This is a genomic window from Streptomyces sp. NPDC048479, from assembly GCF_040651435.1.
Classification (GTDB): domain Bacteria; phylum Actinomycetota; class Actinomycetes; order Streptomycetales; family Streptomycetaceae; genus Streptomyces.
In genome coordinates this window covers 160,602-172,869 of the sequence record NZ_JBEZKA010000004.1, presented here as the reverse complement: position 1 = coordinate 172,869, position 12,268 = coordinate 160,602, and the positions used below count along the sequence as shown (strand labels likewise).

General features: G+C 70.1%; 15 protein-coding genes and 3 tRNA genes. 8 read left to right on the top strand and 10 right to left on the bottom strand.

The window, feature by feature from the left end:
- Window position 1: 1 nt before the first annotated feature.
- Window positions 2–634 (top strand): NAD(P)H-binding protein, encoded by a 633-nt coding sequence (locus tag AB0D12_RS08345; protein WP_362678300.1) that lies wholly within the window; start codon window positions 2–4, stop codon window positions 632–634.
- Window positions 635–738: 104 nt separating this feature from the next.
- Here the strand turns inward: AB0D12_RS08345 and AB0D12_RS08340 are convergent, their stop codons facing one another.
- The 8 genes from AB0D12_RS08340 to AB0D12_RS08305 all read right to left on the bottom strand — a co-directional run bounded on the left by AB0D12_RS08340 (window position 739) and on the right by AB0D12_RS08305 (window position 5,534).
- The gene (locus AB0D12_RS08340; protein WP_362678298.1) at window positions 739–1,794 is read right to left on the bottom strand and encodes a UDP-N-acetylmuramate dehydrogenase; all 1,056 of its coding nucleotides are present in this window, start codon (window positions 1,792–1,794) and stop codon (window positions 739–741) included.
- Window positions 1,795–1,862: 68 nt separating this feature from the next.
- Entirely contained in the window at window positions 1,863–3,305 is a 1,443-nt protein-coding gene (locus AB0D12_RS08335) for an MFS transporter (protein ID WP_362678296.1), read from the bottom strand.
- An 82-nt stretch (window positions 3,306–3,387) separates the two neighbouring features.
- Complete coding sequence (locus tag AB0D12_RS08330; protein WP_362678294.1) at window positions 3,388–3,945, bottom strand: helix-turn-helix domain-containing protein; 558 nt, start codon at window positions 3,943–3,945, stop codon at window positions 3,388–3,390.
- Between the two features lie 142 nt (window positions 3,946–4,087).
- Window positions 4,088–4,516 (bottom strand): MaoC family dehydratase, encoded by a 429-nt coding sequence (locus AB0D12_RS08325; protein ID WP_362678292.1) that lies wholly within the window; start codon window positions 4,514–4,516, stop codon window positions 4,088–4,090.
- Window positions 4,516–4,968 (bottom strand): MaoC family dehydratase N-terminal domain-containing protein, encoded by a 453-nt coding sequence (locus AB0D12_RS08320; protein ID WP_362678290.1) that lies wholly within the window; start codon window positions 4,966–4,968, stop codon window positions 4,516–4,518. The genes AB0D12_RS08325 and AB0D12_RS08320 overlap by 1 nt, the downstream gene beginning before the upstream one ends.
- A 124-nt stretch (window positions 4,969–5,092) precedes the next feature.
- Window positions 5,093–5,257, bottom strand: coding sequence for a 50S ribosomal protein L33 (gene rpmG / locus AB0D12_RS08315; protein WP_003956487.1), 165 nt, complete (start codon window positions 5,255–5,257; stop codon window positions 5,093–5,095).
- Between the two features lie 85 nt (window positions 5,258–5,342).
- A tRNA-Met gene (locus AB0D12_RS08310) sits at window positions 5,343–5,415 on the bottom strand.
- Window positions 5,416–5,461: 46 nt separating this feature from the next.
- A tRNA-Thr gene (locus AB0D12_RS08305) sits at window positions 5,462–5,534 on the bottom strand.
- A gap of 237 nt (window positions 5,535–5,771) precedes the next feature.
- Here AB0D12_RS08305 and AB0D12_RS08300 point away from each other — a divergent pair.
- The 3 genes from AB0D12_RS08300 (at window position 5,772) to AB0D12_RS08290 (ending at window position 8,283) form a co-directional block, all read left to right on the top strand.
- Window positions 5,772–7,004: an amidohydrolase family protein gene (locus AB0D12_RS08300; RefSeq protein WP_362678288.1), complete on the top strand. Its 1,233-nt coding sequence runs from the start codon at window positions 5,772–5,774 to the stop codon at window positions 7,002–7,004.
- Between the two features lie 59 nt (window positions 7,005–7,063).
- Entirely contained in the window at window positions 7,064–7,720 is a 657-nt protein-coding gene (locus AB0D12_RS08295; protein WP_362678286.1) for an SDR family oxidoreductase, read from the top strand.
- A gap of 65 nt (window positions 7,721–7,785) precedes the next feature.
- Complete coding sequence (locus tag AB0D12_RS08290) at window positions 7,786–8,283, top strand: GyrI-like domain-containing protein (protein ID WP_362678284.1); 498 nt, start codon at window positions 7,786–7,788, stop codon at window positions 8,281–8,283.
- A 155-nt stretch (window positions 8,284–8,438) separates the two neighbouring features.
- Here AB0D12_RS08290 and AB0D12_RS08285 read toward each other — a convergent pair.
- A tRNA-Tyr gene (locus AB0D12_RS08285) sits at window positions 8,439–8,520 on the bottom strand.
- A gap of 196 nt (window positions 8,521–8,716) precedes the next feature.
- Between AB0D12_RS08285 and AB0D12_RS08280 the strand changes: the two genes are divergently transcribed.
- The 3 genes from AB0D12_RS08280 (at window position 8,717) to AB0D12_RS08270 (ending at window position 10,539) form a co-directional block, all read left to right on the top strand.
- A complete protein-coding gene (locus tag AB0D12_RS08280; protein ID WP_327325461.1) occupies window positions 8,717–9,205 on the top strand; it encodes a YajQ family cyclic di-GMP-binding protein in 489 nt (162 codons plus the stop codon).
- 162 nt (window positions 9,206–9,367) lie between these two features.
- Window positions 9,368–9,874 carry a methylated-DNA--[protein]-cysteine S-methyltransferase gene (locus AB0D12_RS08275; protein WP_362678282.1) on the top strand — a complete coding sequence of 169 codons (507 nt, stop codon included), beginning with the start codon at window positions 9,368–9,370 and terminating at the stop codon, window positions 9,872–9,874.
- Window positions 9,871–10,539, top strand: coding sequence for an alpha-ketoglutarate-dependent dioxygenase AlkB (locus tag AB0D12_RS08270; protein WP_362678280.1), 669 nt, complete (start codon window positions 9,871–9,873; stop codon window positions 10,537–10,539). The genes AB0D12_RS08275 and AB0D12_RS08270 overlap by 4 nt, the downstream gene beginning before the upstream one ends.
- A 107-nt stretch (window positions 10,540–10,646) precedes the next feature.
- Here the strand turns inward: AB0D12_RS08270 and AB0D12_RS08265 are convergent, their stop codons facing one another.
- Window positions 10,647–10,916, bottom strand: a complete 270-nt coding sequence (locus tag AB0D12_RS08265) for a GlsB/YeaQ/YmgE family stress response membrane protein (RefSeq protein WP_362678278.1) — start codon at window positions 10,914–10,916, stop codon at window positions 10,647–10,649.
- An 86-nt stretch (window positions 10,917–11,002) separates the two neighbouring features.
- Between AB0D12_RS08265 and AB0D12_RS08260 the strand changes: the two genes are divergently transcribed.
- Entirely contained in the window at window positions 11,003–12,220 is a 1,218-nt protein-coding gene (locus tag AB0D12_RS08260; protein ID WP_362678276.1) for an amino acid permease, read from the top strand.
- Window positions 12,221–12,268: the final 48 nt, after the last annotated feature.

Below are 12,268 nucleotides of genomic sequence, written 5' to 3'. Positions count from 1 at the left end.
CATGAGACTCACCGTTTTCGGCGCGACCGGCGGCATCGGGCAGGAGATCGTCACGCAGGCACTGGCGGCGGGGCACGAGGTGACGGCGGTGGTTCGCGATCCGGCGCGGTTCACGGTCACGGGCCCCGGCCTGCAGGTTTTCCGTGCGGATCTGAAGGAGGGCGAGTCGCTGCGGGAGGCCGTCGCCGGGCGCGACGCGGTGCTCTCGGGTCTCGGCGCACGCAAGCGCGCGGACGCCGGGATCGCGGCGAAGCTGACCCGCTCGGTGCTGTGGGCGATGGAGGCAGAGGGGACACGTCGGCTGCTGGTGGTGAGCGCGGCCCCGCTCGGCCCGGTCCCGGAGCGCCAGCCGCTGCTGGACCGCACGATGCTGGCGGCCGTCAACACGGCGCTGAAGGCTGTGTACGACGACCTCCGGACCATGGAGGAGGAGCTGGCACGCAGCACGACGGACTGGACTTCGGTACGCCCGCCGCGGCTGCTGAACAAGCCGCTGACGGGCTCCTACCGGACGGTCGTCGGCGGCAGTCCGCGCCGCGGCAGGATGATCGGCCGGGCGGATGTGGCACACGCGATGCTGGCGATGGTCGACGACCCGGCGACGGTGAAGCAGGGAGTCGGGGTGGCGTACTAGGCCCTGGGGGAGATCGAGGACGAACCGGCTGCCGGGCGGACCCGGGCAACGCTGGACCCCGGCGGGTTCCATCAGCTTTTACAGCCTGATGCCGACCGTCAGCTTTACAGGCTGACGCCGACCGTCACCGGCTCGTTGACCAGCGTGACGCCGAAGTTCTCGCGCACGCCCGCCACGACCTCGCGGGCGAGCGCCAGCAGATCCTCGGTGGTGGCCTCGCCGCGGTTGGTGAGGGCCAGCGTGTGCTTGGTGGAGATACGCGCGGGCCCGGTGCCGTATCCCTTGGTGAAACCGGCCTTGTCGATCAGCCAGGCCGCCGAGGTCTTGGTGCGTCCCTCCCCCGCCGGGAAGGCGGGCGGCGCGATGTCCGGGCCGAGGCGGTCGTGGACGCGTGCCAGGAAGGACTCGTACGCGGCCTGCTCGAGGATCGGATTGGTGAAGAAGGACCCGGCGGACCAGGTGTCGTGGTCCTCGGGGTCCAGCACCATGCCCTTGCCTGCACGCAGCTTGAGTACGGTCTCGCGGGCGGCGGCGGCCGGGACGCGGTCGCCGGCCTCGACGCCGAGGGCGCGGGCCGTCTCGGCGTACTTCAGGGGCGCGGACAGGCCGTCCGCGTCCTCCAGCTCGAAGCGGACGCGCAGCACGACATAGCGCTCGGGGTGCTGCTTGAAGCGGCTGTGGCGGTACGAGAAGGCGCACTCGGCGTTCGGGACGATGACCGTCTCGCCGGTGCGGCGGTCGTAGGCGACGACCTCGGTGATGGTGCTGGAGACCTCCTGGCCGTACGCGCCGACGTTCTGGATCGGCGTCGCACCGGCCGATCCGGGGATGCCGGCCAGGCACTCGATGCCCGCGAGCCCCGCCTCGACGGTGCGGGCGACCGCGTCCGTCCAGACCTCACCGGCCGCCAACTCCAGCTTGGTACCGGAGAGTTCGAAGCCCCGCGTCGCGATACGGAGCGCGGTGCCGTCGAAGCCCTTGTCCCCGATGACCAGATTGCTGCCGCCGCCGATGATCAGCAGCGGGGCGCCGGCGGCGTCCGCCTCGCGTACGACGGCGACCACCTCGTCGTCGGTGGTGGCCGTGACGAGGCGCGTCGCGGGGCCGCCGAGCCGGAAGGTGGTCAGGGGGGCGAGGGGAGCGTCGTGGAGTTCCTGCACGGGCACAAGGGTACGGTCCGTGGCCCACCGCTCGGGCGGGGCCACGGACCGTCTGCGTACTCCGGCCGTCATACGGCGATGGACTCGCGCTCCTCGGCGGCCGGGGACGCCTCCTGGGGAACTGCCTCGACCGTACGGCGGCGGCCCGGGATCAACAGGGCGATCAGTGCCGCGAGAGCCACCGCTCCGGCGCCTATCCACAGTGCCGGGACAGTGCCGTCGGTGAAGGCGTCGGCGGACTCGTAGCCGCCCTGGGCCGCGAAGACCGCGCCGAGGACCGCCACACCGAGGGCTCCGCCGACCTCGCGCAGGGCGTTGTTGGCGCCGGAGGCGATGCCCTGCTCGGCGGGACTGACGCTGGACATGACCACACTGGCAGCGGGGGCGAAGTAGAGCGCCATGCCGATACCGCCGAGGATCAGGCCGGGAAGCTGGGCCGGGTACGAGACACCGGGCTCGATGACCAGGGCGAAGAGGCCGAGGCCGATCGCCTGGAGGGCGAGGCCGGTGACGACGACCGGGCGGCCGCCGATCTTGTCGGAGAGGTATCCGGCGATGGGCGCGACGATCAGCGGCATACCGGTCCAGGGCAGCATCCGCAGGCCCGCCTCGGTGGGCGAATAGCCGGCGACGCCCTGCAGGAACTGGCTGAGCAGGAAGATCGAGCCGAACATCCCCAGGAACATCAGCAGGCTCGCGATATTGATCCCGAAGAAGGCGCGGCTGCGGAAGAGCCGCATGGGGAGCATGGGGTTCTTGTTGTTGAAGCCGTGGTGGACGAAGCCGGCGAGGAGCGCCGTGCCCACGATCAGACCGGCGAGGATCGGGGTACTGGTCCAGCCGTCGGCGTTGCCGTTGACCAGCGCGTAGACGATGCCGAAGAGGCCGCCGCTGACGAGGAGGGTGCCGGGGACGTCGAGCCGGGCGTTCGGGGCGTACGACTCGTCGAGGCGCAGCCGGGCGAGCGGCAGCAGAGCCACGCCTATCGGGACGTTCAGCCAGAAGATCCACTGCCACGAGATGTGTTCGGTGAGACTGCCGCCGATGAGAGGGCCGCTGGCGACGGCGAGGCCGGTGACGGCGCCGAAGATGCCGAGGGCCGCGCCGCGGCGTGCGACGGGCACGGCCGCCGTGAGCAGGGTCAGGGTGAGCGGCATCATGACCGCGGCGCCGACGCCCTGGACGGCGCGGGCGGCGATGAGGGCATCGATACCGGGTGCGAGCGCGGCCGCGGCGGAGGCACCGGTGAAGATCGTGAGGCCGACGATGAAGAGCTTCCGGCGGCCGAAGCGGTCACCGAGGGCCGCCCCGAACATCAGCAGTACGGCGAAGGTGAGGGTGTACGCGCTCACCGTCCATTCGAGGTCCTCCAGCGCACCGCCGAGATCCTTGCGGATGGAGGGGAGCGCGGTGGTGACGACAAGGTTGTCGAGGGCCGCCATGAAGCTGGCGACGCTGGTGATGACGAGGGCCCAGGCGGCGCTGCCGCGGCGGACTGTTAGCTGGTTCACTGCTCCCCCAGAGGGTTAGTTATTAATTACTAACTTTCACGGGCAAAACTCTCCCCACCCCCGAGGAAGCGAGATCCTGCAACTAGCGCGAAGCCCTGATGTCGGACATGTCGAGCCCGGCCCACACCCGGTGATCCTCCGGGAAGCCCAGCGCCACCAGGACGTTGATCAGCATGCCGCAACCGAGGAAGTCGGTCGTCTCGTTCACGTCCCCGGCGAAGGCGGCCTGCCCCTGGTCCCAGATCTCGGCCCAGGCGGCTCTGATCCGCTCACCGAACTCGTGATCCCCCGCCGCCTCGGCGGAGGCCACGGCGACATACGTCTGCATCTGCATCAGCAGCTTGTCGCCGTCACCGATGAGCTCCATGTACGCCGCCGCCATCGCCTCCAGCGGTGAGCTGTCGGGACGCCGCTCCAGGGCGTCGGCGAACGCCTTCGGGGTCTCCTCCAGACAGCGGAGCGCCGCAGCGAGGAACAGCTCCCGCTTGTTCTTGAAGAGGCGGAAGAGGTACGGCTGCGATACGCCGACCCGCTTGGCGATCGCGTCGGTGGAGGTGCCGTTGTAGCCGCCGCGCGCGAATTCGGTGATCGCGGCGCGGATGACGCTCTCGCGTCGTTCGTCTGCGCTCATCCTGGCCATGCGAGTAAGTTAGTGTCCAATCACTAACTAAGTCAAGAGTCGGCGCGGGGCGAGGCGGCACGGGGCACCGGACGAAGACGGCGTAAGGGGCACCCGCCATGCCGGGTGCCCCTTACACATCTCTCCTACCGGTCTTCGTACCTCAGGCGAGCCGGACCACGGCCCGGGACATCCCCAGCACCTTCTGCCCGGCGCTCATCGCCGTCAGGTCGACGCGCACCCGGTTGTCGTCCAGCTTCGCCGCGACCTTGCCGCTGACCTCGATCAGCGCGCCCTGCTCGTCGTTCGGAACGATGACGGGCCTGGTGAAGCGAACGCCGTACTCGACGACCGCGCCCGGGTCGCCGACCCAGTCCGTCACCACCCGGACCGCCTCGGCCATGGTGAACATGCCGTGCGCGATCACATCCGGAAGCCCCACCTCGGTGGCGAACTTCTCGTTCCAGTGGATCGGGTTGAAGTCCCCGGAGGCGCCCGCGTACTGCACCAGCGTGGCGCGCGTCACGGGAAAGTTCTGGGCCGGCAGCTCGGTGCCGACCTCGACGTCCGCGTAAGAGATCTTCGCCGTCATCACGCCTCCTCGGCGGCGCGCGCCACCAGCTTCGTCCACGCGGTCACGACGTGCTCGCCCGACTCGTCGCGCACCTCACCGCGGATATCCACGATGTCGTTGCCGGCAAGGGACTTGATGGCCTCAATGGTCGAGGTGACCGTCAGCCGGTCACCCGCCCGCACCGGCCGCGTGTACGCGAACTTCTGGTCGCCGTGCACCACACGGTCGTAGTCCAGTCCCAACAGCGGATCCTGAATGACCTGTTCCGCAGCCTTGAATGTGATCGCGAAGGCGAAGGTCGGCGGAGCGATCACATCGGCGTGGCCGAGCCCCTTGGCGGCTTCCTGGTCGGTGTACGCGGGATTGGCGTCACCCACCGCCTCGGCGAACTCCCGGATCTTTTCCCGGCCGACCTCGTAAGGCGAGGTGGGCGGATAGGTCCGCCCCACGAAGGACTGGTCGAGCGCCATGGACTGGCTCCCTCCTGATGGATTGACCCTGCTGAGCCGGATTGGATTGGCCCTGCCGGGATTTGGCCACTACAAACGACACGAGGCCGCCCCCAGTGGGGACGGCCTCGTGTACGAGCCTGATTCAGCGGGTTTCGCGGTGCGCCGTGTGCGAGTTGCAGCGCGGGCAGTGCTTCTTCATCTCAAGACGGTCCGGGTTGTTACGCCGGTTCTTCTTGGTGATGTAGTTCCGCTCCTTGCACTCCACGCAGGCCAGCGTGATCTTCGGGCGGACGTCGGTGGCAGCCACGTGAGTGCTCCTTGGACGGATGGACGGATGAACGCATAAAAGAGTAGCCGATCGGAGGACCGACCCCACAATCGGCTACTGTATGTAGCGGTGACCGGACTTGAACCGGTGACACAGCGATTATGAGCCGCTTGCTCTACCGACTGAGCTACACCGCTTCGATACCGGATCCCCTCACCCGAAGGTGAGGGTCTCCGACATCAGAGCCCCAATACGGAATCGAACCGTAGACCTTCTCCTTACCATGGAGACGCTCTACCGACTGAGCTATTGGGGCGAGCGATGAAGACATTACACGGTCGGTCGCCGATCGCCCAAATCCGTTTCGTGGCCCGCTGCCCGGTCCTCAGCCCGGCTTCCGCCCCGCCCGTCCCGTACGCCACTCGTGGCCACACCGGTACGACTATTGCGCTCCTCCTCGAAGCGCGCTCCGAGCGCCCCTAGGCTCACTCACGCTGCGTGATCCTGCCCTTCGTCGCGCCGCCCGAGCCCCACCGCCCCACGCAGGAGCGCGATGCCCGACAGCCAGCCGCAGCCCCACGACGGCGCCACCGCGGACACCACTGCGCTGCTCCTGTGCAGCGCCCGGCTCACGGACGGCCGCACCGTCGACGTACGGCTCAGTGGCGGACGCATCGAGGCGGTCGGCACCGCGGGCAGCCTCACCCCGCACTCCGCCCGCGTGGACCTGCGCGGCTATCTGCTGCTGCCCGCCCCGGCCGAGCCGCACGCCCATGGCGACACCGCGCTCACCGCCGACTCCCCCGGCCCCGTCTCGTACGAGACCGAAGATGTCCAGCGGCGGGCCACCGAGGCCGCGCTGCTGCAGCTCGGGCACGGTGCGACGGCGCTGCGCTCGCACGTACGCATCGGAGATGTGCAGGGTCTCGGCCCGCTGGAGGCAGTGCTCCAGGCTCGGCGCTCACTGCGCGGGCTGGCGGATCTGACGGCCGTCGCGGTGCCCGGGCTGCTCACGGGCGTCGCCGGGGCTGACGGTCTGGCGATGCTGCGCGACGCGATGAAGATGGGCGCCGGGGTGGTGGGCGGCTGTCCGGACGCCGACCCCGATCCGACCGGGTACGCGGAGGCAGTGCTGGAGGTCGCCGCCGAGCACGGCTGCCCCGTCGACCTGCACACCCACGGCGACGATCCGGCGCGGCTCGCACGGCTGGCGGCAATGGCGGGCGGGCTGCGGTCGGGAGTGGTGATCGGGCCGTGCGCGGGGCTCGCTCGACAGCCGCGCGAGTCGGCATCCAGGGCCGCCGACCAGCTCGCGGCGGCCGGCGTCACGGTGGTCTGTGTGCCGCAGGGCGGCTGCGCGGCCGTGGAACACCGGGGCAACGCACCGGTGCGGCTGCTGCGCGCGGCTGGAGTGCGGGTCGCGGCGGGCAGCGGGGCGCTGCGGGACGTGTCGAACCCGGTGGGCCGCGGGGATCCGCTGGAGGCGGCGTATCTGCTGGCCTCGCAGGGCCGGATGCGGTCCAAGGACGCTTACCGGGCCGTGGCCGGGGCCGCCCGGGAGGCGATGGGGCTGCCCGAGGTGCGGGTGGAGGCCGGTTTCCCGGCGGAGCTGCTGGCGGTGCGCGGCGAGCGGATCTCGGGCGTGCTGTCGCTGGCGTACAGCCGGATCGTCATTCACCGCGGGCGGGTGGTGGCCCGTACCAGCGCGGTGCGTGAGTACTGCGACTCGGCGGTCGCCGTCGCTCTCGAACTGCCGCGGCAGGGGCGGCCGGACACCGGTCCCTGAGCCGCGACCGGACGCCGGTCCGTGAGCGAGCGCCGCGCTTCGGACGTACCGTCGTAGTCATGCGCATTGTCATCGCTGGAGGACACGGTCAGATCGCGCTCCGTCTTGAGCGTCTGCTCTCGGCGCGCGGACACGAGGTCGCGGGCATCATCCGCAAGCCGGAACAAGGCGCCGACCTGCGGGAAGCGGGGGCCGAACCGGTCCTCCTGGACCTGGAGTCGGCCTCGGTCGAGGAGGTCGCGGCGGTGCTGCAGGGCGCCGAAGCGGCAGTGTTCGCGGCGGGCGCGGGCCCGGGCAGCGGCGCCGCACGCAAGGAAACGGTGGACCGCAGCGCCGCGGTGCTCTTCGCGGACGCGGCGGAACGAGCAGGCGTACGGCGGTTCATCGTGGTGTCGTCGATGGGCGCCGACGCCCAGCACCCGGGCGACTCGGAGTTCGACGTCTATCTGCGGGCGAAGGGCGCCGCGGACGACTACGTACGGTCCAAGTCCGGCGTCGAGTGGACGATTCTGCGGCCTGGCATGCTGACGAACGACGCGGGCACCGGTCTCGTACAGCTGAAAGCCTCGACGGGCCCTGGAACAGTGCCGCGTGACGATGTGGCGGCCGTGCTCGCGGAGCTCGTGGAGTCGCCGGCAACGGCAGGGCTGACGCTGGAACTGATCAGCGGCTCGGTGCCGGTGACCGTCGCGGTCAAAGACGTCGCCGGAAACTGACCGGCGGGGTGCTGTTCCGATGAATTCCCGGTCGCCGCACAGTCCTTGATGCCATGAGGAAACAGATGTCTGAGATCCAGCCGACGATCGTGGAACGCGGGGAGCAGTTGTACGCCTTCGTCCGCGGGGCCGTACGAATGGACGCCTTCGCCGTGATCGCGGACCGGCTGCCGGAACTGATCGGCTGGCTGACCAGCCGCGGGGCGGAGTTCAACGGGGCCCCGTTCTTCCGTTTCAACGCCATCGACATGGACGGGGAGTCGGAGGTCGAAGCGGGGATGCCCGTCGTCTCCGCGCCGGAGCCGGAGGGCGACATCGGCATCGCGGTACTGCCCGCGGGCCGCTATGTGACGGTCACCCACACCGGCCATCCCGACCGGCTGTTCGCGACCATCACGGAGCTGCGGGAGTGGGCGGCGCGGGAGGGCCTGGAGTGGGACATGACGGTGGTGGACGGTGTTGAGCGCTGGGCCTGCCGTATCGAGTCGTATCTGACGGACCCGCGGGTGGAGCCGGACATGTCCAAATGGGAGATCGAGCTCGCGTTCCGGCTGGCGGACTGAGGGGGCGTGGTCGCCGAGCAGCCTGCCGTCCACGGGGAGGTGCGCCGGGGTGAGCGGCTGACCGGCGTACGTCGGGCTGCTGCTTCGGGCTCGATCCTGAATACGCCGATGGCCCCCGGTCCGCGTTTCGCAGATCGGGGGCCATCGTCATCACGTGGCGGCGCCAGGATTCGAACCTGGGTAGGCTAAGCCGACGGATTTACAGTCCGTTCCCATTGGCCACTCGGGCACACCGCCATGGGATGTCGCCGTGAAAGTCACCCGCTGTGGGGTGGTGCTCCGTGGCAACGACGTAAACGATACCTGATGCCCGGGGGTGCTTCGCTACCGGATTGATCAGCACTCGGGGCGGGTGCGGGTGGCTAGGCTTGCGGGAGCGGTCCGGGCAGTTCCGGCCGCGCCTCCACGCACCCGATACAAGGAGCCACAGGACATGGCCGACTCCAGTTTCGACATCGTCTCGAAGGTCGAGCGGCAGGAGGTCGACAACGCCCTCAACCAGGCCGCGAAGGAGATCTCGCAGCGCTACGACTTCAAGAACGTCGGGGCGTCGATCGCCTGGTCCGGCGAGAAGATCCTTATGCAGGCCAACTCCGAGGAGCGGGTCGCCGCCATCCTCGACGTCTTCCAGTCCAAGCTGGTCAAGCGCGGGATCTCGCTGAAGGCGCTGGACGCGGGCGAGCCGCAGTTGTCCGGCAAGGAGTACAAGATCTTCGCCTCGATCGAGGAGGGCATCTCCCAGGAGAACGCCAAGAAGGTCGCGAAGATCATCCGTGACGAGGGCCCGAAGGGCGTCAAGGCGCAGGTCCAGGGCGACGAGCTGCGGGTCAGCTCGAAGAGCCGGGACGACCTGCAGGCCGTGCAGGCGTTGCTGAAGGGGCAGGACTTCGAGTTCGCCCTGCAGTTCGTGAACTACCGCTGACTCCGGCGGGGCGCGCCGGGCGGACCGGGGGCGGAGCGGCTCGGTCGCTCCGCCCTCGCCCTGTGCGGGTGTGACGTCCGAATCCCGCCAGCTTCGGCGGGGCCGGGGTCGCAGACTCGTAGGCGTAGGGCGTAGGACACGCTGCGAGGGAAGGAACAAGCCATGACGGTCTACGCGACCATCGACAGCCCGCTGGGCGCATTGCTGCTGGTCGGCGAGGCGTCCGCCACGGCGAAGGGCGGCACCGCACTCGCCTCGCTCTCACTGCCCGGACAGAAGGGCGCCGCCGTCGTCCAGGACGGGTGGCGGCGTGCCCCGGAGTCCTTCGAGGAGATCGTCACCCAGCTCACGTCGTACTTCGGGGGCCGGCTGACGCACTTCGAGATCGAGTACGTCGGCGGCGGGACGGCGTTCCAGCGGCGCGTGTGGCAGGCACTGGAGGAGATTCCGTACGGGGAGACGGCGACGTACGGGGAGATCGCCGCGCGGGTGGGCACATCGGCGGTGGGCGTGCGCGCCGTGGGGACGGCGATCGGTCGCAATCCGCTGCTGGTCGTACGGCCGTGCCACCGGGTGATCGGGGCGGACGGGGCGCTTCGGGGGTACGCGGGCGGGCTTGAGCGCAAGGAGCGGCTCCTCGGGCTCGAAGGCGCCCTGGCGGCATCGTGAGCGGAACCCTGTTCCCGAGGGAACGGGCGGTCGTCGCCCCCGGCGCCGTGCATGTGCCGGGGTGGCTCCCCGTGGACCGGCAGCGGGAACTGGTCGAGGCATGCCGGAGCTGGGCGCGCGGTCCCGTACCGCTCCGGCACACCGCTCTGCCGGGCGGCGGCGTGATGTCCGTACAGACCGTGTGCGTCGGATGGCACTGGCAGCCGTACCGGTACTCCCGTACCGCGGACGACGTGAACGGCGCACGGGTCGCCGTATTCCCGGACTGGCTGGTGGACTTGGGGCGTAGGGCGCTGGTCGGGGCGTATGGGGAGGACCAGGGTTACTCCCCCGCCGAGTACATCCCCGACACTGCGCTGATCAACTTTTATGACGGCACGGCGAGGATGGGCATGCACCGGGACAAGGAGGAACGGTCCGGTGCACCGGTGGTGTCGCTGAGCATCGGCGACAGCTGCGTCTTCCGGTTCGGGAACACCGAGACGCGGGGGCGGCCGTACACGGATGTGGAGCTGGCTTCCGGGGACCTGTTCGTCTTCGGAGGCCCGTCGCGCTTCGCGTACCACGGGGTGCCGAAGGTGTACGCGGGGACGGCCGACCCGGCGACGGGGATGAGCGGTGGACGCCTGAACATCACCCTGCGGGAGACCGGACTGCCGGACTGAGCGGAGCCGGGGCGGGCTCCGGTTCGAGCCGGGTCCGAGTCCATGGTGCGCGTCCGCGTCCGGGCCCACGTCCGGACGCGGACCGTGCAGGGCCCGGGCGGCGCCGGCTAGCGCGAGCGGGAATGGCCGAACAGGATCCGGTAGGCGATCAGTAGGACGAGCGCGCCGCCGATGGCCGCGGCCCAAGTGGGGCCGTCGTAGAACTCATTGGTGATCGGCCGGTCCAGGAAGCGGGCCGATATCCAGCCGCCGGTGAAGGCGCCGGCGATACCGATGAGAGTGGTGCCGATCAGGCCGCCCGGGTCGCGTCCCGGGAGCAGGATCTTGGCTATGGCCCCGGCAAGCAGTCCGAGGATGAGCCAGCTGATGATTCCCATGCCGTGAACCTGCCTTTCGTACGGTGTTGTCGTGGAGGACGCAGGCCGGATGCGACGTGGTTGCGGAGATCAGTAGCCTGCGACGCATGGCACAAGGGTTGCGGCGGTCACTGGGGGTCTTCGACGCGGTCGTGATCGGGCTGGGGTCGATGGTCGGGGCGGGCATCTTCGTGGCGCTGGGCCCGGCGGCCAGTGCTGCCGGGTCGGGGCTGTTGCTCGGCCTGGCGCTGGCCGCGGTGGTCGCGTACTGCAACGCCATGTCGTCGGCAAGGCTCGCCGCCCTGTATCCGGCATCCGGCGGGACCTACGTGTACGGACGTGAGCGGCTCGGCGCGTTCTGGGGGTATCTGGCGGGCTGGGCGTTCGTCGTGGGGAAGACGGCATCGTGTGCGGCGATGGCGCTGACGGTCGGGGCCTATGCGTGGCCGGGGCAGGCACACGCGGTGGCGGTCGCCGCGGTGGTGGCGCTGACTGCCGTGAACTACGGGGGCGTTCAGAAGTCGGCGTGGCTGACGCGGGCGATCGTGGCTGTGGTGCTGGCGGTCCTCGCTGCGGTCGTGGTGGTCTCCCTCGGGTCGGGGGCTGCGGACTTCGGACGGCTGGACGTGGGCGCGGACGCCTCGGCCGACGGGGTGCTGCAGGCGGCGGGGCTGCTGTTCTTCGCCTTCGCCGGGTACGCGCGGATCGCCACGCTGGGCGAGGAGGTGCGCGATCCGGCACGTACCATCCCGCGCGCCGTCCCGCTGGCGCTGGGCATCGCTCTGGTGGTGTATGTGTGCGTCGCGGTCTCCGTCCTCTCAGTGCTGGGAGCCGGCGATTTGGGGCGGGCGACAGCTCCGCTCGCCGATGCCGTACGGGCGGCGGGCGCCCATTGGCTGGCGCCCGTCGTTCGGGTGGGGGCCGCGGTGGCGGCGCTCGGGTCTCTGCTCGCGCTGATTCTCGGCGTCTCCCGTACGACGCTGGCGATGGCCCGGGACGGCCATCTGCCGGGAGCGCTGGCCGCTGTGCACCCGCGGTTCCAGGTGCCGCACCGTGCGGAGCTGGCCGTGGGGGCGGTCGTCGCGGTGGTGGCGGCGACGGCGGATGTGCGTGGGGCGATCGGCTTTTCGTCGTTCGGAGTGCTGGTGTACTACACAATCGCCAACGCCTCGGCCTGGACGCTGAGTTCCCGGCGCCGGGTAGTGGCGAGTACTGGCCTTGTGGGTTGCCTGGTGCTGGCTTTCGCGCTACCGCTGTCGTCCGTGGCCGCGGGCGCGGCAGTGCTGGCGGTGGGTGCGGCGGTGTACGGGGTTCGGCGGCTCTGAGGCCTCACGTTCGGGCGCGGAAATCCGCCCGGCACGGCCCGGGCGAGG